A 20,663-nucleotide genomic window follows, 5' to 3' on the forward strand; every position below is an offset into this window, starting at 1 on the left:
CCGGGGCGTGTCGTCGGAAGTCCATCAATCTCTTGGTTGCCCGTGTGCTTGGCGGAGAGGCGCGACGCCCCTCCGCGCGATCACCCGCCCGGTGTCAGAGGCTGCGGAAGCCAGGCGTGCCGGACTTCTTCAGCATAAGGTCGGTCAGGGCCCAGACCAGGGCATCGACCCGATCGGGGCTGCCCGCGCCCTGATATCCGTGTACGGCCATGAGGCACATCTGCGTCTCCAGTTCACTCAGTCCGCCGACATGCGAGATGCGCCCCTGTTCGTAGAGTGCGGCCACCGGCTCGGCTCTGAGGACTTTGCCCCGGGAGGCATTAACTGGCCGGTAACTGACCGTACGGTCGACCTGCCGGACGATCGATTCCACGAGCTCTCCGCCCTGGTTGACCTCGGCAATCATCCGGTCCGCCCCATGCCGGTGATAGGCGGCAACCGCCGCTTCGGCCCACTGTTTCGGGGAGACGCCGACGACGCTGGCATCCTCGAGCACGACGGCCTTGTCACCTCCCCGTTCGAGCCCCGCCACGACGATCCCGCAGGCATCCGCCCGAGAGCCGCCCGTCACGGGGGGATCGACAGCGACGACGATCCGGTGGAGGTCCGGCACCGCCTTGATCCGGCAGTTGTCGAGCCCCTCCCGCGTCCAGAGCGCCCCCTCGACATCCTCGAGCAAACGGCCTTCGAGTTCCTGGATCCCGAGCCGGGTCTGGCCGTAGCGTGACATGACCTCCTCGAGGAAGGACGAGGCGAGGTTCGCCCGGTTCGCGGACGTCGTTGCATGGGTCATCACGGTCGAATCCGCCGCAAGCAGACGTTTCAGGATCGGGACGTTGCGCGGGGTCGTGGTCACGCATTGTCGCGGATGCTCGCCCAGGCGGAGACAGAATTGAAGCATGTCCCATGCTTCCTCCGCCTTCTTCCACTTCGCGAGTTCATCGACCCAGGCCGCGTCGAATTGCGGCCCGCGCAGTGCCTCGGGCTCGTGAGCGGAGAACGCCTGCGCCACCGCGCCGTTCGGCCAGACGAGCCGTTTCCGGCCCGCTTCCCAGGTCGGACGACGATCGGGGGGCGAACAGGCGAGTATCCCTGATTCCCCGAAGATCATTACCTCGCGCACCTGGTCGAGTGTTTCGCCAACGAGAGCCATCCGCTGCGATACGCCCTTGTCGAGCGGACGGGATCCCTCGACCATCGACCGGACCCATTCGGAGCCGGCACGGGTCTTCCCGGCCCCGCGTCCGCCCATGATGACCCAGGAGCGCCAGTTCCCAGGCGGGGGCAGTTGATGCTCCATGGCCCAGAACTCGAAGAGGAAGGGCAGCGCGAGGAGCGCGCCTTCGGACAGCTCATTGAGGAATCTGTCCTGCGTCACGCGCGGCGCGGATGCGATCAAGTCGGCCCCCGACCTCACTGCGGACGGCGTCGAAATCGAGCGCGTATTCGTTGACGATTCCGAGTTGACGTTTGCGGAACTCATCGAGCCGCCTCCTTTCGTCGAAAACTGTCTGAACGGATTTCTGGACATTGGCCAAGACACGCTTGAGCTCCGCCTCAGGCAGGTCTGTCTTGTCCTTGTAGTAGAGGCGTACTGCCTCGAGATCGTCGAGCATCTCGGCGCAATGCGCCTCGGCCTTGGCCAAGATGGCCTCGGCCGTCCTTTCCTCGTCGGAAAGTTTGGTGACCGTCATGCCTGGCTCCCACCCCTGTTGGCCTCCGGTCGAGCAGTGCGATCGGATGGCCGGATTGGCGCCCGGGCCGTGTCCTATCGTGTCATCCAGCGGGGGAAGACCTACGTGAGCGACACGGTTCTGTCAAATTTTAGGATATAAATATCAGTATGTTACGGGATCTCGCCGTTAAGATCCCGTTAACGGTAGCGCTACTGGCCCGCGTTCTGGGCCTCGATCTCGCGCCAGCGCGCGACATTGGCGTTGTGCTCCGCGAGAGTCGTGGCGAACGCGTGTCCGCCGCTGCCATCGGCCACGAAGTAGAGAAATTCCGTGCTCGCGGGATCGAGCGCGGCTTCGATACTGGCGAGACCGGGATTGGCGATCGGCGTCGGCGGCAATCCGTCGATCGCATAGGTGTTGTAGGGCGTCACCCGTTGCAGCTCGCTCTGGCGCAGGCCACGACCGAGCGGCCCCTCGCCGTTCGTGAGCCCGTAGATCACCGTCGGATCGGTCTGCAGACGCATCGATTGCTCTAGGCGGTTGATGAAGACGCTCGCGACCTGATCGCGCTCCTCCGGGACGCCCGTTTCCTTCTCGACGATCGACGCCATGATGAGGGCCTCCTCCGGCGTGTCGTAGGGCAATCCGTCGACGCGCGCCTCCCATGCGGCGGCAAGCCGTTCGGACTGCCGCGCCTCCATCCGCGAGAGAAGCTCCGTTCGTTCTGAGCCGGGCGCCACTTCGTAGCTGTCCGGCGCGAGGGTGCCCTCGGGGGGAACGGAGCCAATGTCGCCGGAGAGGAAATCCGCGGCCTTCAGCGCCTCCGTCACCTGCCAGCTCGTGACCCCTTCGGCCACGGCGATGCGAAACCGCGTCTCGGGGCGCGTGCGCATCTCCCCGTAGAGCGGATCGGCCGTCTCCGTCGCGGGATCGAAGGCCGCATCGACGGCAAAGCGGTTCGTCGCGGGGTCGAGTTCGCGGATCTCCATCCGCTGGCCGGTCACGCCGATGCGGTAGACGATCTCCGTGCCGCAGGTCGATTGCCCGTCGCCCGTGACGATCGCCACGATCTCTTCCATGGAACTGTTCTCGGGGACGAGAAAACTGCCGGCCTTCAGCGCGGAGGTGCGGTCGGTGTAATCGGCCCCGATCCGAAGGATCTGCGGCGTACCCACAGCGCCTTGCGCGGCGAGGTCCTGGGAGACGCGCCGCATGTTCGAGCCCGGCTCGACCTGAACGCAGATGGCTTCGGCGAGCGGGCCCGGCGCGCGGTAGGCCTTCACGCCCCAGGCGATCAGGCCACCGAGGCAGATGAGTGCCACGACGAGCAGGGACAGCGCGTTCGAGGCGATGTGCTTCCACATCAGGCGGCGACTTTCCGCAGAATCAGGGCGGCGTTCGTCCCGCCGAAGCCGAAGGAATTCGACAGCACGACATCGATCTTCCGCTCGACCTTGGCCTTCGGCGCTAGGTCGATGACGGCATCCTCCGGCGGCGTCTCGAGGTTCAGCGTCGGCGGCGCCACCTGATCGCGGATCGCGAGAATGCCGAAGATCGCCTCGATCGCACCGGCCGCTCCCAGAAGGTGGCCGGTCGAGGATTTCGTCGAGGACATCGTCGTCTGGCCCGCCGCATCGCCCAACAGGCGCTGCACCGCGCCCATCTCGATCGTATCGGCCATCGTGCTCGTGCCGTGCGCGTTGATGTAGTCGATCTCGGAAGCCGCGATCCCGGCCCGCGCGACGGCCGCGCGCATCGCCCGCTCCGCGCCCTCGTGATCGGGTGGCGGTGCGGTGATGTGGTGCGCGTCGCCCGAAAGGCCGTAGCCGATCACCTCGGCATAGATCTTGGCGCCGCGCGCCTTCGCACGCTCGTATTCCTCGAGCACGACGACGCCCGACCCCTCGCCCATGACGAAGCCGTCGCGATCCGCGTCCCAGGGCCGGCTGGCCTTCTCCGGATCGTCCTTGTGCGCCGTGCTGAGCGCTTTGCAGGCATTGAACCCAGCGACGCCGATCTCCGAGATCGGGCTCTCGGCCCCGCCCGCGATCATCACGTCCGCGTCGCCCCACTGGATGAGGCGGCTCGCATCGCCGATCGCATGTGCGCCGGTGGAACAGGCGGTGACAGGCGCGTGGTTCGGCCCCTTGAAGCCGTGCCGGATGCTGACCTGTCCGCTGACGAGGTTGATGAGCGCGCCGGGAATGAAGAAGGGCGAGACGCGCCGCGGACCGCGCTCCTTGAGGAGCACCGCGGTCTCCGCGATCGATTGCAGCCCGCCGATGCCGGAGCCGATCATCACGCCGATCCGCTCCCGCTCGGACACCGGCTCGTCGCCGAGCCCGGCATCCGCGATCGCCATGTCGGCGGCGGCCATGCCGTAGAGGATGAAGTCGTCGACCTTCCTCTGCTCCTTGGGCTCCATCCAGCGATCGGCGTCGAACGCGTCCTCCGCCCCGTCGCGCGGGACCTCGCAGGCATAGGTGGTCGCGAGATGCGAGGCGTCGAAGCGACGGATCGGTCCGGCACCGGATTCTCCGGCAAGCAGGCGTCGCCAGGTCGGCTCCACACCCGAGGCGAGGGGCGAGACCATCCCCAATCCCGTCACAACCACTCTCCGCATCAGGGCCCCCGCCGTCGCCTCGTTCCTATGGGCGCGTCATACACGCCACGGGCGATACTTGGAAGTGCCACGGGAGGTTCCGACTGGAGGGTAAATTCCTTAATGTTTCTCTCATAGTCCTTCCACATGGGACTGCGTATCGAAGATCTCTGCCGCATCGGACTGACGGCACTCCTTGCAAGCCTGCTGCTGACACCCGCACGGGCCGAGGTCGCGTGCGAAACGATCGGGTGGCTCTCGGCGCTCAGCAACGCGACGGCATCCCGGGCGCGCCCGGGCGCCAGCCCGGAGGACGAACGGATCGATCTCGCCCTCATCCTCAGCGAGATCGGGACGCGCCGCGTGCGATCCGACATAGCTGCGGAGTTCCGCGACGAACCGGGCCGCGAGATCCAAGAATTCGTCGGCCTCGTGACGGATCGCTTTCGCGCGGGCGACCGGATATCCGACGAGCGGTCGCAGAGAATGGCGGAACGGGTCGGTGAGATCGTCCGGAGCATGCCGTGTTCCTCCGGCGACGATTTCACCACCGCGTTCAGCGCCGTTCCCCCCAAGACGTCGCAACTCGATTCCACGCTCGCGCAGAATTTCGCGCCGCGCCACGACGCGCGTGAGGGCTTCGATCTGGTGCGCGTCGCACTGGCCGGGATGGTGACCCTCGGCCTCGCCGCCGCAGGCTGGTTCGCCTTCTATTCGAGCGAAAGGCAGCAACGCCGCTCGCGCCGACATGCCTGCGATATTCCCGCGCGGCTCTCGATCGGCAACCACATGGCGCTCGCGAGGGTCCTCGACCTCTCGGAGCTCGGCTGCAGGACGAATCTCCCCGAGCATCTGGAGATCGGAGACGCCGTGCGGATCGACATGCTCAATCGCAGCATCACCGCGCATGTCGTCTGGTCGGCCAACGGGGCCGCCGGCCTCGAATTCGACAAGGGGATCGGGATAGACGGCCTGGCGCAGTTGCTCGCCGACGGCAAGCGCAACAATCGCGCGGAACGTCGGATGCGGCGCAAGGCGAAGGCCGCGGGATTGTCGTGACCCCGAACGCAACGCGGCGCCGGACCAGCGATGGACCGACGCCGCGAGACGTTAGAAGCGGGGATGGATCAGACGGCGTCCTTGATGAACTTCACCGCATCGCCGAAGGTCTGGATCGTCTCGGCCGCGTCGTCCGGAATCTCGATGCCGAACTCCTCCTCGAAGGCCATGACAAGCTCGACCGTATCAAGGCTGTCGGCGCCGAGATCGTCGATGAAGGACGCGTTCTCGGTCACCTTCTCTTCCTCGACGCCCAGGTGCTCAACGACGATCTTCCTGACACGCGTTTCGATGTCGCTTTCGCTCATGGTTCTTCCTTGCTCTATCTGGGGCACGCCCAATTGGTGTCTGACCGTCAGGCCATCGGGTGAGGTGCCGTCCTCTGGGGGCGGCCCGGTCGGCGGGATCGAGACCCCCCCGAAAAGGTGCGCCGCCTATAGCATATCGAAAATCAAAGGCAAACGCTTTCCAAGGTTCGGCGGAACGAGGTTCGGGCCGCCTAGATCATGGCCATTCCGCCGTTGATATGAAGGGTCGAGCCGGTAACGTAGGCCGCCTCGCGGGACGCAAGGTAAAGAACGCCCGCGGCGATCTCGTCCGCTTCGCCCATCCGCCCCGCGGGGATCGCCGCGAGAAGCGCCTCGCTCTGCCCCGCATCGAGCTTTTGCGTCATCGCGGTGGCGATGAAACCCGGCGCCACGCAATTGACGGTGATGCCGCGCGACGCAACCTCCGCGGCGAGCGACTTCGAAAAGCCAACGAGCCCCGCCTTGGCCGCCGCGTAGTTCGCCTGCCCCGGATTGCCGGTCGCCCCGACGATGGAGGAGATGTTGACGATCCGGCCCCAGCGCGACTTCATCATGCCGCGCAGCGCCGCGCGGCTCAGTTTCATCGCCGCGGTGAGGTTGACGTCGAGAACCGCGTCCCAATCCGCGTCCGACATCCTGAGCATCAACGTATCGCGGGTGATGCCCGCGTTGTTGACGAGGATGTCGAGCCCGCCCATCGCCTCCGTCGCGCGTTTCGGCAGCGCGGCCAGCGCCTCGGCATCCCCGAGATCGCAGGGCAGGACATGCGCCCGCTCGCCGAGCTCGTCCGCCAGCTCCTGAAGCGGTGCCTCCCGGGTGCCCGAAAGGCCCACGTTCGCACCGGCGCCATAGAGCGTACGGGCGATCTCTCCGCCGATCCCGCCCGACGCGCCCGTCACCAGCGCCGATTTTCCCGTCAGGTCGAACATACTGTATCTCCTTGATCGTCAGGCGAGCGCGGCCGGCACGTCGGCCGCAGTGCCGATGGCGCGCGTCGCGATGGACCTGTCGATGCGCTTGATCATGCCCGACAGCGCCTTGCCCGGTCCGACCTCCCAGATCGCGTCGATCCCGTTGGACGCCATCCAGAGCACGCTCTCGCGCCAGCGCACGCGGCCCGTCACCTGCTCCACGAGGCGGGTCCGGATCGCATCCGGATCGCGCTCCGGCGTGGCGGTGACATTGCTCACCACGGGGATGGTCGGGGCGGAAATGCGCGTGTCCTCGAGCGCCGCGCGCATCGCGTCGGCCGCAGGCGCCATCAGCGCGCAGTGAAACGGTGCGGAGACGGGCAGCATCAGCGCCCGCTTCGCCCCGGCGGACCGGGCGAGTTCGACGGCACGCTCCACCGCGCCGCGATGGCCGGAGACGACCACCTGCGCGGGATCGTTGTCGTTCGCAGCTTCGCAGATCTCGTTCTCGGCCGCGCGTCCGGCGACCTCCTCGGCCGCGGCGAGATCGAGGCCGAGAAGCGCCGCCATCGCGCCCTCGCCCACGGGCACGGCCTCCTGCATGGCCCGCCCCCTGAGCCGTAGGAGCCGGGCGGCATCGGCGATTGTGATGGCCCCGGTCGCGGCGAGCGCGGAATATTCCCCGAGCGAATGGCCCGCCACCGCATCCGCAGCGCCCACGGAGAACCCCTCCGCCTCGAGCGCGCGCAGGGCGGCGAGCGAGGTCGCCATCAGCGCGGGCTGCGCATTGGCCGTCAGGGTGAGCGCATCGGCCTCGCCTTCCCAGATGACGTCGCTCAGGCGCTCGCCCAAGGCCTCGTCGACTTCCTCGAACACCGCGCGCGCGGCCGGATAGGCCTCGGCCAGATCACGGCCCATGCCGATGCTCTGCGCGCCCTGACCGGGAAATACCAATGCCAGTCCCATCGCGTTCTCCTCACATCCCCGAACGGCTCATAGACAATGACCGGCCCCTTCGCAATCTCTGCGCCCTGCCGCACAGGCCCCGTGCCGCGGGCGCGATTGCCTCGATGGCCTTTGCCCGCGATACCGCCCGAAAGCCATTTCGGAGCCGGCCATGCCCACGACAGATACGCGCGAAAGCTACGGGACGCTCACCAAGCTCTTTCACTGGACAACCGCGCTCCTCATCCTCGCACTCATCCCCCTTGGCCTCGTCGCCGAGAACCTGCCGCAGGAGACGGGGGCGGAGATCGCGCGGAAGGCGCAGCTCTTCTCCGTGCACAAGACGCTCGGTATCGCGACCTTCGCGGTGGCGCTCCTGCGAATCCTCTGGGCCCTCGTCCGCCCCAAGCCCGCGCCCCTCCATCCCGAGCGCCGGGCGGAGACGCTCCTGGCCGAGACGGCGCACTGGACGCTCTATGCCGCGCTCGTCGTCGTGCCCCTCTCGGGCTGGATCCATCATGCGGCGAGCGCTGGGTTCGCCCCCATCCTCTGGCCGTTCGGGCAGGGATTGCCGTTCGTGCCGCGCTCCGACCTCGTCTTCGCGGTGGCGGGGACGACGCACTGGGTCTTCACCAAGGTTCTCATCGCGGCGCTGCTCCTCCATGTCGCGGGCGCGTTGAAGCACGCCTTTATCGACCGGGACGGCACGCTCCGGCGCATGTGGTTCGGCCCGTTCCGTGCCGCCCCGGACGGGCGAGCCCCGCATCGTACCGGCTTCGCGCTTCCCGCGGCGGCGGCGATCTACGTCGCGGGCGGCGTGGCGGTCTACACGCTCACCGCGCCCGTCGCATCCCCGCCGGAGCCCGCCGCACCCGCGAGCGCGGAGACCGCCGGATGGCGCGTCGAGGAAGGTCGGATCGGCATCGACGTTTCCCAGTTCGGGACGAGCGTGGAGGGCAGCTTCGCCGCATGGAGCGCCGATATCGACTTCGATCCCGAAACCGGCACGGGCGACGTGCGGGTGGAGGTGGCGATCGACAGCCTTACTCTCGGCTCGGTCACCGAACAGGCGCTCGGCCCCGACTACTTCGCCGCCGAAACCCACCCGACCTCGATCTTCGAGGCCACGATCTCGCCGGCGGAGGAAGGCTACCTCGCCGAGGGCACCCTGAGCCTTGCCGGAGAGACCGTGCCCGTCCGCTTGCCCTTCACGCTCGGGATCGCGGACGGTACGGCGGAGATGCGGGGCGAGACGATCCTCGACCGGCGTGATTTCGGGATCGGCGATGCAACGACGGACCCGGATACGCTCGGCTTCGACGTCACCGTCGTCATCGCACTTACCGCGACGCGGCAGGAGTGACGGCACTCAGCGCGGCAGCCCGTCGCCCCCTGCGATCCAGGGGACGTGCTCCTCCCAAAAAGCGTGCTTCTCGGGTTGAGCGCGCGCGGGATCGTCGAGGCTCGCCGCATAGAGATGCACCTCGCCCGGATATTCCGCGCTCTCGTAGCTGAGCGGCGATCCGCAGGTCCCGCAGAACCGGCGCGTGACGCCAGGAGACGAGGCGTACGCCGCAGGCTCCGCTCCCGTCCAGGCAAAGCCGTCCCGCGGGACGGCGACGAAGGTTGCGATCCCGGAGCCGGTGGCCCGCCGGCACGATTCGCAGTGACAATGCGCCTGCCAGACCGCCTTGCCCGCCGCTTCCCATGTCACGGCACCGCAAAGACAATGGCCGCGCCACCGCGACGCGTCCGCCCCGTCCTCCTTCTCCACCCTATCCCGGCCGTTCATCGCATCGCCCTCCCGACGAGCCCCGTCGGAGAGGAAACGAAAAGGGCGCGGGGAGTTCCTCCCGCGCCCTCGTCCCGACCGGCGATGCTCCGCCGGTCCGCGATCCGCCTCCGGATCAGCCTTCGCCGTCCTGGACCTCGCCCGCCTCGATGGAGATCATCACCTCGACCTCGTCGCTGACGGCGGGCGCGAAGGCGCCAAGGTTGTAGTCGCTCCTGAGAAGCGTCGTCGTCGCGTCGAACCCCGCCCAGGGACGGCCTTCCATCGGGTGCTGGCCCGCCTGCGTCAGCGTCGTGTCGAGCACGACCTCCTTCGTGACCCCGTTCAGCGTCAGATCGCCGGTGATCTCGGCGGTGTCCTCGCCCGTCACGTCGATGGAGGTCGAGGTGAAGGTCACCATGTCGTCCTCGCCCGCGGCGAAGAAATCGTCCGACATGAAATGCTCGAAGCGCGGCTCCCAGCCGGTGATCATCGACCGGACAGGGAAGCTGACCTCGACCGACGAATTGGCCGGATCCTCCTGATCGAACTCGATCGACCCGTCGAAGCCCGAATACATCCCGTGGTTCGTGGAAAAGCCCAGGTGGTCGACGGTGAAGACGATCTGGCTGTGGCCGGGATCGAGCTCGTAGCTCACGGGTTCGGCGAGCGCGGCGCCCGCGAGCAGGGCGGTCGTGGCGGTCGCGGCGATGAGGGTCTTCATGGGGTGTCTCTCCGTTCGAGATTGCAATCTGGCGGGATACTCGACGTCCTCGCCGGCCAACTCAATTCCGCCTCCCCGAACACTTCGTGATCGCCTGCGAACAGATCGGCGCGGGGTTGCGTCACGGCGCGCGAAGGGGTAAGTGCCGCGGGCTTCCGCAAAGATTGGATCGGCGCAGACTCTCGCGATCGGGCGGCGGAGGCCTCATTCGCCCGGTCTATGAAATGCGCCCCGAGAAGGACTGGACCGCCCATGCCGCTCTACGAGCATGTCTTCATCTCCCGTCAGGACCTGTCGAATACGCAGGCCGAGGGGCTCATCGAACATTTCGGCACGATCCTGGCCGACAACGACGGCACGCTCGTCGAGTCGGAATACTGGGGCGTCAAGACGATGGCCTACAAGATCAACAAGAACCGCAAGGGGCATTACGCCTATCTCCGCACCAACGCGCCCGCGACGGCCGTGCAGGAGATGGAGCGCCTGATGCGTCTGCACGACGACGTGATGCGCGTGATGACGATCAAGGTCGACAGCCACGAGGAAGGCCCGTCGATCCAGATGCAGAAGCGCGACGAGCGCGAAGAGCGCCGCGCGCGCCGCTGAGCAGAGAAGGAGATTAGATCATGGCCGCCAAACCGTTTTTCCGCCGCCGCAAGGTCTGCCCCTTCTCGGGCGACAACGCACCCCGCATCGACTACAAGGACACGCGCCTGCTGCAGCGCTACATTTCCGAGCGCGGCAAGATCGTGCCCTCGCGCATCACCGCCGTCTCCTCGAAGAAGCAGCGTGAGCTCGCGCGTGCCATCAAGCGCGCCCGCTTCCTCGCCCTTCTGCCCTACGCCGTGAAATAAGGAGAGAGACCATGGACGTCATCCTTCTCGAACGCGTGGCCAAGCTCGGCCAGATGGGCGAAGTCGTCTCCGTCAAGGAAGGCTACGCGCGCAACTACCTGCTGCCGCAGAAAAAGGCGCTCTGGGCGTCGAAGGCCAACGTCGCGGCCTTCGAGGACCAAAAGTCGCAGCTCGAGGCGCGCAACCTCGAGACCCGGAAAGAGGCCGAATCCCTCGCCGAGAAACTCGACGGGCAGCAATTCGTGGTGATCCGCTCCGCCTCCGACGGCGGCGCGCTCTACGGCTCGGTCTCCACTCGCGACGCGGCCGACGCCGCGTCGGAGGCCGGCTTCGACATCGACCGCCGGCAGGTCGCCCTCGCCGCGCCGATCAAGGAGCTTGGCCTGCACGACGTCATCGTGACGCTGCATCCCGAAGTCGAGGTCACGATCGCGCTCAACGTCGCGCGCTCCGCCGAGGAGGCTGAGCTGCAGGCGCAGGGCAAGTCGATCCAGGAGCTCGCAGCGGAGGAAGAGGCCGCAGCGGAGTTCGAAATCCAAGAGCTCTTCGACGATATCGGCGGTGCCCAGCTTGACGAGCTGGAGACCGAGGACGAGCAGCGCACGGCGCAACCTGCCACGCAGGAGAAATCGACGCTCGACGAGAAGCTCGGACGCGACGACGCGTAAGCGTTCAAAGCCTGCTGAAATTTTACGGGGCGTCCGGAAAGGGCGCCCCGTTTCCGTTACGTAATTGTCACGCCGCCCAACAATGCGCTGCGGCGCTTTGTCTCCTCCGGCGATGGGCTTACTCCCGAAGATGGCACGTCAGAAGGACGCGCCATTCGAAAAGGGGGACAGACCATGACCATTTCCAGGCTCCGGCTTGCCGGATACGGATCATTCCTGGCTTGCACCGCGATCGCCGCACCGGCCATCGCCCAAGACGATGCCGCGCGGATCGCGGCGCTCGAACAGCGCGTCGCGGAACTCGAGGCGGGGAATGCCGGGCCGCTGACATTCGGCGAGGACTCGACAACGCAGATCGAGATCTACGGCTACGTGAAGGCCGACCTGATCTTCGATCTCGATACCGAACTCGGGGAAACCATCTTCCCGCTCTCCACGATCGACGTAAACAACCTGACAGGCGAGGAATTCACCGCGACTGCGAACCAGACGCGCCTCGGCCTGCGCACGACGACGGCTACGCCCTACGGGGATGTCGAGACCCAGATCGAGACCGACTTCTACGGCGGCGGTGGCGGAGAGCTGCGGCTGCGTCACGCCACCGTGACCTGGAACGGATGGCGAGCCGGCCAGTACTGGACGACCTTCATGCCGATCGATTCCTACCCGGTGACGCTCGATTTCCAGGGTGTGGCAGGGATCCCGTTCCTGCGTCCGACGCAACTGCGTTATACCCACGAGTTCGGCGGGAACTTCGTCACCGAGGTCGCCATCGAGGAAGCGCCGTTCGACAGCGACGGCCCGGCCTTCATCGGCACGGTCGCCTACGACACCGATCCGCTTCTCGTGCGCCTGTCCGGCGTCTACGGCAAGATCGACGACGATGAGGGCGAGGCCGACGCCTACGGCTTCAACCTCTCGACCACCGCGAGCCTGTGGCAGGGCGCCGAACTCATGGCGGCCTATACTCACGGCGAGGGAATCGCGTCCTACATGGTTTTCGTCGGCCCCGAGCTCGACGGCGATGACGACGCGATCGAGGTCAACGCGGCCTATGCCGGGCTGACGCAGGAAGTGAACGACCAGCTGACCCTCTCGGCGATCTACGGCTGGCGGGAGAACGGGTCTGCGCCGGGCGGCGTCGGGACCGAGCGGGTGAAGACCATTCACCTCAACGCGCTCTACTCGCCGGTCGAGAACACCACGCTCGGGATCGAGTACCTCCGCGGCACGCGCGATACGTTCACCGAAGGCTCCGCCGACGTGGACCGTATCCAGGCATCCGTGCAGGTGGCGTTCTAGGGCGTAGGCTCCTCGCCCTCAAATACAGAAGGGCCGCTTCCTCCCAGAGCGGCCCTTCCCCCGACCTCGGCCGGGTTTTCATCTTGCCGACCATCTAAACCGTCGCGGCTCACTAAGCTAGAAAATTATGCGGTTTAGAAACATTTGTTAATACGGCACTTCAATTCCCGAGGCTCTGCACGACCCTGACGCGTGCGCGGGGGAACTGGCAGTCGAATACACAACCTTTTAATTCCTCCGAACCGCAAGACCGGGGGCCGGATTGCCGCGTTCGAACCCACGCACGCTTTGTCGACGTGGCGCAGCGGAGCCCGGATACCATCTTTCGTCGCCGGGTCGGCGCTACACAAAAAAACCGCGCGGATTGCACCGCGCGGTTCGGGACTTGCTCTGCCGGTGGCTCAGGCCGCGGCGGTCTCTTCGTCCTCGAGCGCCTCGACGGCGGCCTGGAGGTCTTCCTTGGACGCCTCCTTCTCCGTGATGTCGGCAAGCTCGAAGATGTAGTCGACCACCTTGTCCTCGAAGATCGGCGCCTGGAGTTGCTGGCGCATCTGCGGGTTCTGCTGCACGAATTCGAAGAATTGGCGCTCTTGGCCGGGATATTGCCGCGCCTGGTTCATCACCGCCTGCGTCATCTCCGCGTCGGTTACCTGGATCTCGTTCTTCCGGCCCAGCTCGGCGAGCAGAAGACCGAGCCGCACGCGCCGCTCCGCGAGCTTCTTGTGCTCGTCGGTCGGCTCGATCGTCGGGTGATCGTGGCCCTGCACGTCGGGGTTCTCCTCGTGCCAGAGCTGGTGGGCGATCTGGTTCGCCTCCGCATCGACGAGCGACGGCGGCAACTCGAAGCTGACCTTCTCGTCGAGTTGGTCGAGAAGCTTGCGCTTCATGACCGACCGCGACGCCTGCCCGTATTCCGCGCCGAGCCGCTCCCGGATCTGACCCTTCAGCGCCTCGAGATCCTCGGATCCGAACTGCTTGGCAAGATCGTCGTCGATCTCCGCCGCCTTCGGGGCCTTCACCTCCTTCACGGTGACGGCGAAGACCGCGTCTTTGCCCGCGAGATGCGGCGCCTGGTATTCCGCTGGGAAGGAGACGTTCACGTCCTTTTCCTCGCCCGCGGTCACGCCGGTCAGCTGCTCTTCGAAGCCCGGAATGAAGGAGGAGGAGCCGAGCACCAGCGGATAATCGTCGGCCGCGCCGCCCTCGAATTCCTCGCCGTCGATGGAGCCCTTGAAGTCGATGACGACCTGGTCGCCCTCCTCGGCCGCGCCCTCCTTCGTGTCGAAGCTCTGCGCGTTCTTGGCGAGCCCTTCGAGCGCCTCGTCGACGGCCGCGTCATCGGCGGTGACGACCAGCTTCTCGAGCTTGATCTCCTTGGCGTCGAACTCCGGCACGTCGGGAAGCGCCTCGTAGGACAGGTCGACCTCGACATCCTGGCCGGGCTTCCAGTCCTCGTTGGCCATCTTCACGTCGGGCTGCATCGCGGGGCGGTCGCCGGTCTTCTCGAAATGATCGGTCATCGCGCCGTCAACGGCTTCCTGCATCGCCTCGCCCATCAGGCGCTGGCCGAATTGTTTCTTCAGGAGCGCCATCGGCACCTTGCCCTTGCGGAAGCCCTTCATCTCGACCCCGGGCTGCGCCTCCGCGAGCTTCTCGTCCACCTTCGCGTCGAGCTCCGCCGCGGTGACGGTGATGTGGTAGCTGCGCTTGAGGCCGTCGTTCAGGGTCTCGTTGACCTGCATTGTGCCGTGATCCTTCTCATCATCTCCGTGGTGCGGGTGAAGGGACTCGAACCCCCACGCCTCGCGGCGCTTGGACCTAAACCAAGTGCGTCTACCAGTTCCGCCACACCCGCATGACCGGGCGCGTCACTGGACCCGCCCGGAAAATTCGCGCCCTCCTAGCAGAGCGCCCGTGCCTTTGCGAGCGGAAATCGCCGTCCGAGGCCGGCGGGACAGGCCGTTCAGCCCGAGCGCGCGCGGCGCGCCATCTCCAGCGCGTCGCCGGGCCAGGAGAGGAGCCCCCCGCCCGTGGGCACGGGAACGCCGGTCGTGGCCGGCGCGGAGATCGGCCAGCCTCGGGCCACCCGCACCGCGAGATAGGCGAAGGCCTGCGCCTCGAGCATGTCGCCGTCGAGCCCCACCGCCTCCACGGCGGCGACGGGACAGTCGAGACGCCGCGCGAGCGCCGCCATCATCACCGGGTTGTGCCGCCCGCCCCCGGTGACAAGGATCCGCTCGGGCGGCGTCGGCAGGTGGTCCATCCCCAGCGCCACCGACAGCGCCACGGCTTCGGTCAGCGTGGCGGCCGCGTCCGCGTCGGACAGATCCGCGACCGCGCCGCCGAGCCAGGCGAACTCGTCGCGATCGAGCGATTTCGGCGGCAGCCGCCCGAAGAAGTTCGACCGCGCGAGGCGGGAGAGCACCTCGTCGTCCGCGCGGCCCTCGGCGGCGAGCGCACCACCCGCATCGAGGTCGCGGCCCCGCCGCTGCCGCATCAGGTCGTTCAGGGGCGCGTTCGCGGGCCCCGTGTCGAAGGCCGCGCAGGCATCCGGCGCAGCGGGCGAGGCGACCCGTGGGTCGACCCAGGAGATGTTGCCGACGCCGCCGAGGTTGAGAAAGGCCAGGGGCGCGTCGGCCCCCACGTAGCGGGCGCAGGCATGGTGGAAGAAGGGCGCGAGCGGCGCCCCCTGCCCGCCCGCCGCGACGTCGGCGCTGCGGAAATCCCACGCGACGGGGCAGTCGAGCGCGTGCGCGAGGCGCCGGCCGTCGCCGATCTGGCAGGTGCCGCGTCCGCCCGGATCGTGCGCCGTCGTTTGGCCGTGGAAGCCCACGAGATCGGCCCCGGTCATCCCGCTCAGGATCTCCAGATGCGCCCGCTCCACGATCTCCGCGGCGGCGGCGAGACCCTCCCATCGACCAAGGGCCGCGTGGAGGATCGCGCGCTCCTCCGCCTCGTAGGGCCGGTAGGCATGGCCGCCGAAGCCGAAGATCGCCGCCCCGTCGGTCACGACGAACGCCGCGTCCACCCCGTCGAGCGACGTGCCCGACATCGTGCCGAGCGCCCGGACGGGTCCCGATTTCAGCGCGTCAAGGAACATGGGTTTCCCTCCAGTGGCGGCGCCGGTATAGCAAAACCTCATTCCGAGCATGGACGCGCACCCGATGACCTTCCAGCCCAAATCCGATTTCCTCGCGGTGATGATCGAACGCGGCTTCGTCGCCGACTGCACCGATTACGCGGGCCTCGACGCGGCGCTCTCGGAAGGCGTCGTTCCCACCTATATCGGATACGACGCGACGGCGAAGTCGCTTCATGTCGGCCACCTGCTGAACGTGATGATGCTGCGCTGGCTGCAGAAGACCGGCGGCAAGCCGATCACGCTCATGGGCGGCGGCACGACGAAGGTGGGCGATCCGTCCTTCCGCGCCGACGAACGCCCGCTCCTCGGGCCCGAGCAGATCGCCGAGAACATCGCCGGCATGAAGGGCGTCTTCGCGAAGTACCTCCGCTACGGCGAGGGTCCCACGGACGCGCTGATGCTCGACAACGCCGAGTGGCTCGACGGGCTCAACTACCTCGAGTTCCTGCGCGATGTGGGGCGGCACTTCTCCGTCAACCGGATGCTGTCCTTCGAGAGCGTGAAGTCGCGCCTCGACCGGGAGCAATCGCTGTCCTTCCTCGAGTTCAACTACATGATCCTGCAGGCCTACGATTTCGTGGAGCTCAACCGCCGGCACGGCTGTCGGCTGCAGATGGGCGGCTCCGACCAGTGGGGCAACATCGTCAACGGCACCGATCTCGCCCGTCGCACCGACGGGGCGGAACTCTTCGGGCTGACCTCGCCGCTCCTGACCACGTCCGACGGGCGCAAGATGGGCAAGAGCCAGTCCGGCGCCGTCTGGCTCAACGCGGACATGCTCTCGCCCTACGAGTTCTGGCAGTTCTGGCGTAACACGACCGATGCGGATGTCGGCCGCTTCGCCAAGCTCTACACCGAATTGCCCGTCGAGGAATGCGACCGGCTGGGCAGCCTTGGCGGCGCGGAGATCAATGAGGCCAAGGTCGTGCTCGCGGGCGAGGTCACCACGCTCTGTCATGGCCGCGAGGCGGCGGAGGCCGCGGAGGCCACGGCGCGCGAGGTCTTCGAGCGCGGTGGCGTCGGAGACGACCTGCCGACGCTCGCCCTGCCCCGTGCCGAGGCGGCGGACGGCGTGTCGATCGTGCAGCTCATCGTGCGCGCGGGTCTCGCCAAGTCCGGCAAGGAGGCGCGGCGCCTGATCGCGGAGGGGGGCGCGCGGATCGACGACGCGCCGCTGACCGATGCGGGCCTGATGCTCGATACGGGCGCCCTCGCCTCACCCGTCAAGCTCAGCGCGGGGCGAAAACGTCACGCGCTCGTCACTCTGGAGGACTGAATGCCGACGATCCTCGACCGCATCAAGGATTACAAGCTCGAGGAGATCGCCACGCGGAAGTCGCAGATGTCGCAATCTCAGATCGAGAATGCCGCACGCGACGCGCCCCCGGTCCGGCCTTTCGCCGACCGGCTCGTCGCCGCCACCTACGAGGGCTACGGCCTGATTGCGGAGGTGAAGAAGGCGAGCCCGTCGAAGGGGCTCATCCGCGAGGATTTCGATCCCGCCGCGCTCGCCGCCGCCTACGAGGAGGGCGGCGCCGCCTGTCTTTCGGTGCTGACCGACGCGCCGTCCTTCCAGGGGCACGAGGATTTCCTCGTGGCGGCGCGGGCGGCGACCGGATTGCCGGTCCTGCGCAAGGATTTCATCTACGATCCCTGGCAGGTGGCGGAGGCGCGCAGCATCGGTGCCGATTGCATCCTCGTCATCATGGCCGCCGTCGACGACGTCCGCGCCGCGGAGATCGAGGCCGCCGCGCGGGACTGGCGGATGGACGTGCTGATCGAGATCCACGACGAGGCGGAGCTCGACCGTGCCATGCGCCTCTCCTCCCGTCTCGTGGGCATCAACAACCGCGACCTGCATACATTCGAGACCTCGCTCGAGACGACGAAGCGTCTGTCGCGGCGGGTGGGTGCCGACCGCGTCATCGTCGCGGAATCCGGCCTCTCCACGCCCGAAGACCTGGCGGAACTCGCGCGTTACGGGGCGCGCGCCTTCCTCGTGGGCGAGGCCTTGATGCGGGAGGACGACGTGACGGCCGCCACGCGCCGCCTGCTCGCCGATCCGCATACGTCCGGCCTGCGCTGATGCCGCTCACCCATTTCGATGCCGAAGGCCATGCCCACATGGTCGACGTCTCGGAGAAGGCCACGACCGCGCGGCAGGCCCGCGCCGAGGGCTGGGTCCGGATGGCGCCCGAGACGCTCGCCCTCGTGACCGAGGGCCGGGCGAAAAAGGGCGACGTGCTGGGCGTGGCGCGGCTCGCCGGGATCATGGGGGCGAAGCGGACCGCCGATCTCATCCCGCTCTGCCATCCGCTGCCGGTGACGAAGGTGGCGCTCGATCTCGCCCCCGACGCGAGCCTGCCCGGCATCCGCGTGGAGGCGATCGTCAAGACGAGCGGACAGACGGGCGTGGAGATGGAGGCCCTGACCGCCGTGTCCACGGCCTGTCTCACGATCTACGACATGGTCAAGGCGGTGCAGAAGGACATGGAGATCGGCGGCATCCGCCTGCTGTCCAAGGAGGGTGGGAAATCCGGGCGTTACGAGGCGCCGCGGTGATCTCCACCGACGAGGCGCTCGCGCGGATCTTCGCGCTGCTCGCGCCGCTCGACGCCGAACGGGTGCCGATCCGCCGGGCGGCCGGCCGCGTTCTCGCCCGCCCGATATCGCCTCTGCGCGACCAGCCACCCTTCCCAGCCTCCGCGATGGACGGATACGCGATCGCGGGCGATCCGGAGCCGGGGGCGCGGTTCCGCGTTATCGGCACCTCGGCGGCCGGACGCCGCCACGACGGCCCCGTGGGACCCGAGGAGGCGGTGCGGATCTTCACCGGCGCGCCGGTCCCCGAGGGCGCCACGCGGGTGGTCATTCAGGAGGATGTCACGCGCGACGGGGACACGATCACGATCGGCGGCAATGTCGGGACCGGCACGAACGTGCGTCCCGCCGGTCTCGACTTCACGCGCACCGACAGCTTCGCGCCCGCGCGACGGTTGCGCCCGGAGGACGTGGCGCTCCTGGCCGCGATGGGACATGCCGAAATCCCCGTCATCCGCCGGCCCGTCGTGGCCCTGATCGCGACGGGCGACGAGCTCGTCATGCCCGGAGAGGTTCCGGGGCCCGACCAGATCGTGGCGTCGAACAATCTCGGGCTCGCCGCGCTCGTCGACGCCGCTGGCGGCACGGCGCGCCTCCTGCCCATCGCCCGCGACACGGAGGCATCGCTTGCCACCGCCATCGATCTCGCGCAGGGCGCCGATCTCGTCGTCACGATCGGCGGCGCGTCGGTGGGGGCGCACGACATCGTCGGCGCCGTGGCCGAGGGACGCGGGATGGAGCGGGCGTTCTACAAGGTCGCGATGCGGCCGGGAAAGCCGCTCATGGCGGGCCGCCTCGACGGGATGCCGATGATCGGCCTGCCCGGCAATCCGGTCTCCTCGATGGTCTGCGGGCACGTCTTCCTCCTGCCCGCCCTGCGCGTGATGCTGGGCCTCGGCGAACACGCCGCGCCGCGACGGAAAGTTCCGTTGGCCGAAGGCATCGGCGCGAACGGGGACCGCGAGCATTACATGCGTGCGGAACTCGGCCCCGACGGCGCCAGGATCGCGACGTCGCAGGACAGCGCGCTGCTCTCCGTTCTCTCCGCCGCGGACGCGCTCGTCGTCCGTCCTCCGAACGATCCGCCCCGGGAGGCGGGAGAGCTCGTGGAGATCGTTCCCCTCGGCCTATCTGGTTGACACAAAACAGGAACGTGGATAGAACCAAGAACGAACAAAGAGATCCTGCGGATAAGGGCCGGAAAAGATGCTGACGCGCAAGCAATTGCAATTGCTGAACTTCATCAACAAGCGCGTTCAGCGTGACGGCGTCCCCCCCTCCTTCGACGAGATGAAGGAGGCCCTGGATCTGCGCTCCAAGTCGGGCATCCACCGCCTCATCACCGCGCTGGAAGAACGCGGGTTCATCCGCCGCCTTGCCCATCGCGCCCGCGCCATCGAGATCGTTAAGCTGCCGGAACTGATGGAGACATCGGCCGCCGCCTCGGCGCGTCAGGACGATGCCGCGACCGCGCCGGGTCGCAGCGACGGCGACGTGCGCCACGTGCCCCTGATGGGCCGCATCGCCGCCGGTGTCCCGATCGAGGCGATTTCCGACGCCTCGTCCAGTCTCGCGGTTCCGGGCGCGATGCTCGCGGCTGCGGGCCACCATTACGCGCTGGAGGTTCGCGGCGATTCGATGATCGACGCAGGGATCAACGACGGCGACATGGTCGTCATCCGGGAAACCTCCGCGGCCGATAACGGCGACATCGTCGTGGCGCTCGTCGAGGGGAGCGAGGCCACGCTGAAGCGGTTCCGCCGCCATGCGGGGTCCATCGCGCTCGAGGCGGCGAACCCGGATTACGAGACGCGGATCTATCGCGACGACCAGGTCGACGTGCAGGGCCGGTTGGTCGGGCTCATCCGAACCTACTGAAATCGGTTAGGGACCACGCGCGGACCAGCCCGTCCGGAGCTTGGAAGCAGCGATGGTCAGGCAAATCCCGGGTCGAACCAAGGATACGGCGCTGTGCAGCCTCGTGCGCCGGGTAGCGTCGCCTAGCGGAAGGCATATGTCAGCCGGGCTCAAAGTTTCTTGGGAATTCATGTAACTTATTTGGTTCGCAGGGACCGTTGAACGGTCGACGTCATCCGGTCC

Annotated in this window: 22 protein-coding genes and 1 tRNA gene; 11 read left to right on the top strand and 12 right to left on the bottom strand. The window is 67.4% G+C overall.

The window, feature by feature from the left end; translation table 11 throughout:
• Positions 1-94: 94 nt before the first annotated feature.
• The 4 genes from LX81_RS07105 to fabF all read right to left on the bottom strand — a co-directional run bounded on the left by LX81_RS07105 (position 95) and on the right by fabF (position 4,299).
• Positions 95-1,417 (bottom strand): DNA-packaging protein, encoded by a 1,323-nt coding sequence (locus LX81_RS07105; RefSeq protein WP_234822516.1) that lies wholly within the window; start codon positions 1,415-1,417, stop codon positions 95-97.
• Positions 1,353-1,694, bottom strand: a complete 342-nt coding sequence (locus LX81_RS22725; RefSeq protein WP_234822517.1) for a hypothetical protein — start codon at positions 1,692-1,694, stop codon at positions 1,353-1,355. The genes LX81_RS07105 and LX81_RS22725 overlap by 65 nt, the downstream gene beginning before the upstream one ends.
• Before the next feature lie 191 nt (positions 1,695-1,885).
• The gene (mltG, locus tag LX81_RS07115; protein WP_111536607.1) at positions 1,886-3,040 is read right to left on the bottom strand and encodes an endolytic transglycosylase MltG; all 1,155 of its coding nucleotides are present in this window, start codon (positions 3,038-3,040) and stop codon (positions 1,886-1,888) included.
• Positions 3,040-4,299 (bottom strand): beta-ketoacyl-ACP synthase II, encoded by a 1,260-nt coding sequence (fabF, locus tag LX81_RS07120; protein WP_111536608.1) that lies wholly within the window; start codon positions 4,297-4,299, stop codon positions 3,040-3,042. The genes mltG and fabF overlap by 1 nt, the downstream gene beginning before the upstream one ends.
• 126 nt (positions 4,300-4,425) lie before the next feature.
• On the opposite strand from fabF, the gene LX81_RS07125 reads away from it, so the two are divergent.
• Positions 4,426-5,337: a PilZ domain-containing protein gene (locus LX81_RS07125; protein WP_111536609.1), complete on the top strand. Its 912-nt coding sequence runs from the start codon at positions 4,426-4,428 to the stop codon at positions 5,335-5,337.
• Positions 5,338-5,405: 68 nt separating this feature from the next.
• Here LX81_RS07125 and LX81_RS07130 read toward each other — a convergent pair whose 3' ends face one another.
• The 3 genes from LX81_RS07130 to fabD all read right to left on the bottom strand — a co-directional run bounded on the left by LX81_RS07130 (position 5,406) and on the right by fabD (position 7,522).
• Positions 5,406-5,645, bottom strand: a complete 240-nt coding sequence (locus LX81_RS07130) for an acyl carrier protein (RefSeq protein WP_111536610.1) — start codon at positions 5,643-5,645, stop codon at positions 5,406-5,408.
• A gap of 191 nt (positions 5,646-5,836) precedes the next feature.
• Positions 5,837-6,574, bottom strand: coding sequence for a 3-oxoacyl-[acyl-carrier-protein] reductase (gene fabG / locus LX81_RS07135; RefSeq protein ID WP_111536611.1), 738 nt, complete (start codon positions 6,572-6,574; stop codon positions 5,837-5,839).
• Positions 6,575-6,592: 18 nt separating this feature from the next.
• The gene (fabD, locus tag LX81_RS07140; RefSeq protein ID WP_111536612.1) at positions 6,593-7,522 is read right to left on the bottom strand and encodes an ACP S-malonyltransferase; all 930 of its coding nucleotides are present in this window, start codon (positions 7,520-7,522) and stop codon (positions 6,593-6,595) included.
• A 151-nt stretch (positions 7,523-7,673) separates the two neighbouring features.
• On the opposite strand from fabD, the gene LX81_RS07145 reads away from it, so the two are divergent.
• A complete protein-coding gene (locus tag LX81_RS07145; RefSeq protein WP_111536613.1) occupies positions 7,674-8,864 on the top strand; it encodes a cytochrome b/b6 domain-containing protein in 1,191 nt (396 codons plus the stop codon).
• A 6-nt stretch (positions 8,865-8,870) separates the two neighbouring features.
• Here the strand turns inward: LX81_RS07145 and LX81_RS07150 are convergent, their stop codons facing one another.
• Positions 8,871-9,293 carry a GFA family protein gene (locus LX81_RS07150; protein WP_111536614.1) on the bottom strand — a complete coding sequence of 141 codons (423 nt, stop codon included), beginning with the start codon at positions 9,291-9,293 and terminating at the stop codon, positions 8,871-8,873.
• 115 nt (positions 9,294-9,408) lie between these two features.
• Positions 9,409-9,996, bottom strand: coding sequence for a YceI family protein (locus LX81_RS07155; protein WP_111536615.1), 588 nt, complete (start codon positions 9,994-9,996; stop codon positions 9,409-9,411).
• A gap of 252 nt (positions 9,997-10,248) precedes the next feature.
• On the opposite strand from LX81_RS07155, the gene rpsF reads away from it, so the two are divergent.
• The 4 genes from rpsF to LX81_RS07175 all read left to right on the top strand — a co-directional run bounded on the left by rpsF (position 10,249) and on the right by LX81_RS07175 (position 12,820).
• The gene (rpsF, locus tag LX81_RS07160; RefSeq protein WP_111536616.1) at positions 10,249-10,602 is read left to right on the top strand and encodes a 30S ribosomal protein S6; all 354 of its coding nucleotides are present in this window, start codon (positions 10,249-10,251) and stop codon (positions 10,600-10,602) included.
• Positions 10,603-10,622: 20 nt separating this feature from the next.
• Complete coding sequence (gene rpsR / locus LX81_RS07165) at positions 10,623-10,850, top strand: 30S ribosomal protein S18 (protein ID WP_111536617.1); 228 nt, start codon at positions 10,623-10,625, stop codon at positions 10,848-10,850.
• Positions 10,851-10,861: 11 nt separating this feature from the next.
• Positions 10,862-11,518, top strand: a complete 657-nt coding sequence (gene rplI / locus LX81_RS07170) for a 50S ribosomal protein L9 (RefSeq protein ID WP_111536618.1) — start codon at positions 10,862-10,864, stop codon at positions 11,516-11,518.
• Positions 11,519-11,692: 174 nt separating this feature from the next.
• A complete protein-coding gene (locus LX81_RS07175) occupies positions 11,693-12,820 on the top strand; it encodes a DcaP family trimeric outer membrane transporter (RefSeq protein ID WP_111536619.1) in 1,128 nt (375 codons plus the stop codon).
• Positions 12,821-13,221: 401 nt separating this feature from the next.
• Here LX81_RS07175 and tig read toward each other — a convergent pair whose 3' ends face one another.
• The 3 genes from tig to LX81_RS07190 all read right to left on the bottom strand — a co-directional run bounded on the left by tig (position 13,222) and on the right by LX81_RS07190 (position 15,920).
• Positions 13,222-14,562: a trigger factor gene (gene tig / locus LX81_RS07180; RefSeq protein WP_111536620.1), complete on the bottom strand. Its 1,341-nt coding sequence runs from the start codon at positions 14,560-14,562 to the stop codon at positions 13,222-13,224.
• Positions 14,563-14,590: 28 nt separating this feature from the next.
• Positions 14,591-14,675: transfer RNA gene (locus LX81_RS07185), tRNA-Leu, on the bottom strand.
• 108 nt (positions 14,676-14,783) lie between these two features.
• Complete coding sequence (locus tag LX81_RS07190) at positions 14,784-15,920, bottom strand: anhydro-N-acetylmuramic acid kinase (protein ID WP_111536621.1); 1,137 nt, start codon at positions 15,918-15,920, stop codon at positions 14,784-14,786.
• A 64-nt stretch (positions 15,921-15,984) separates the two neighbouring features.
• Between LX81_RS07190 and tyrS the strand changes: the two genes are divergently transcribed.
• The 5 genes from tyrS (at position 15,985) to lexA (ending at position 20,441) form a co-directional block, all read left to right on the top strand.
• Positions 15,985-17,238: a tyrosine--tRNA ligase gene (tyrS, locus tag LX81_RS07195; protein WP_111536715.1), complete on the top strand. Its 1,254-nt coding sequence runs from the start codon at positions 15,985-15,987 to the stop codon at positions 17,236-17,238.
• Complete coding sequence (gene trpC, locus LX81_RS07200; protein WP_111536622.1) at positions 17,239-18,048, top strand: indole-3-glycerol phosphate synthase TrpC; 810 nt, start codon at positions 17,239-17,241, stop codon at positions 18,046-18,048. It abuts the gene before it with no gap.
• Positions 18,048-18,524 carry a cyclic pyranopterin monophosphate synthase MoaC gene (moaC, locus tag LX81_RS07205; RefSeq protein ID WP_170133865.1) on the top strand — a complete coding sequence of 159 codons (477 nt, stop codon included), beginning with the start codon at positions 18,048-18,050 and terminating at the stop codon, positions 18,522-18,524. The genes trpC and moaC overlap by 1 nt, the downstream gene beginning before the upstream one ends.
• Entirely contained in the window at positions 18,521-19,702 is a 1,182-nt protein-coding gene (locus LX81_RS07210; protein ID WP_111536623.1) for a molybdopterin molybdotransferase MoeA, read from the top strand. Before moaC ends, LX81_RS07210 begins: the two co-directional genes overlap by 4 nt.
• A gap of 67 nt (positions 19,703-19,769) precedes the next feature.
• Positions 19,770-20,441, top strand: a complete 672-nt coding sequence (gene lexA / locus LX81_RS07215; protein WP_111536624.1) for a transcriptional repressor LexA — start codon at positions 19,770-19,772, stop codon at positions 20,439-20,441.
• The last annotated feature ends 222 nt before the right edge of the window (positions 20,442-20,663 follow it).

Origin of the sequence: Palleronia aestuarii (genome assembly GCF_003253995.1) — a bacterium.
Classification (GTDB): Bacteria; Pseudomonadota; Alphaproteobacteria; order Rhodobacterales; family Rhodobacteraceae; genus Palleronia; species Palleronia aestuarii.

Bases quoted from the DNA above. Each gene is read 5' to 3' on its own strand.
- mltG (WP_111536607.1), bottom strand. From the start codon at position 3,040: ATGTGGAAGCACATCGCCTCGAACGCGCTGTCCCTGCTCGTCGTGGCA.
- lexA (WP_111536624.1), top strand. From the start codon at position 19,770: ATGCTGACGCGCAAGCAATTGCAATTGCTGAACTTCATCAACAAGCGC.
- LX81_RS07190 (WP_111536621.1), bottom strand. From the start codon at position 15,920: ATGTTCCTTGACGCGCTGAAATCGGGACCCGTCCGGGCGCTCGGCACG.
- trpC (WP_111536622.1), top strand. From the start codon at position 17,239: ATGCCGACGATCCTCGACCGCATCAAGGATTACAAGCTCGAGGAGATC.
- moaC (WP_170133865.1), top strand. From the start codon at position 18,048: ATGCCGCTCACCCATTTCGATGCCGAAGGCCATGCCCACATGGTCGAC.
- LX81_RS07130 (WP_111536610.1), bottom strand. From the start codon at position 5,645: ATGAGCGAAAGCGACATCGAAACGCGTGTCAGGAAGATCGTCGTTGAG.
- rplI (WP_111536618.1), top strand. From the start codon at position 10,862: ATGGACGTCATCCTTCTCGAACGCGTGGCCAAGCTCGGCCAGATGGGC.
- LX81_RS07125 (WP_111536609.1), top strand. From the start codon at position 4,426: ATGGGACTGCGTATCGAAGATCTCTGCCGCATCGGACTGACGGCACTC.
- rpsR (WP_111536617.1), top strand. From the start codon at position 10,623: ATGGCCGCCAAACCGTTTTTCCGCCGCCGCAAGGTCTGCCCCTTCTCG.
- LX81_RS07145 (WP_111536613.1), top strand. From the start codon at position 7,674: ATGCCCACGACAGATACGCGCGAAAGCTACGGGACGCTCACCAAGCTC.
- LX81_RS07150 (WP_111536614.1), bottom strand. From the start codon at position 9,293: ATGAACGGCCGGGATAGGGTGGAGAAGGAGGACGGGGCGGACGCGTCG.
- LX81_RS22725 (WP_234822517.1), bottom strand. From the start codon at position 1,694: ATGACGGTCACCAAACTTTCCGACGAGGAAAGGACGGCCGAGGCCATC.
- rpsF (WP_111536616.1), top strand. From the start codon at position 10,249: ATGCCGCTCTACGAGCATGTCTTCATCTCCCGTCAGGACCTGTCGAAT.
- fabF (WP_111536608.1), bottom strand. From the start codon at position 4,299: ATGCGGAGAGTGGTTGTGACGGGATTGGGGATGGTCTCGCCCCTCGCC.
- LX81_RS07155 (WP_111536615.1), bottom strand. From the start codon at position 9,996: ATGAAGACCCTCATCGCCGCGACCGCCACGACCGCCCTGCTCGCGGGC.
- tyrS (WP_111536715.1), top strand. From the start codon at position 15,985: ATGACCTTCCAGCCCAAATCCGATTTCCTCGCGGTGATGATCGAACGC.
- tig (WP_111536620.1), bottom strand. From the start codon at position 14,562: ATGCAGGTCAACGAGACCCTGAACGACGGCCTCAAGCGCAGCTACCAC.
- fabG (WP_111536611.1), bottom strand. From the start codon at position 6,574: ATGTTCGACCTGACGGGAAAATCGGCGCTGGTGACGGGCGCGTCGGGC.
- fabD (WP_111536612.1), bottom strand. From the start codon at position 7,522: ATGGGACTGGCATTGGTATTTCCCGGTCAGGGCGCGCAGAGCATCGGC.
- LX81_RS07175 (WP_111536619.1), top strand. From the start codon at position 11,693: ATGACCATTTCCAGGCTCCGGCTTGCCGGATACGGATCATTCCTGGCT.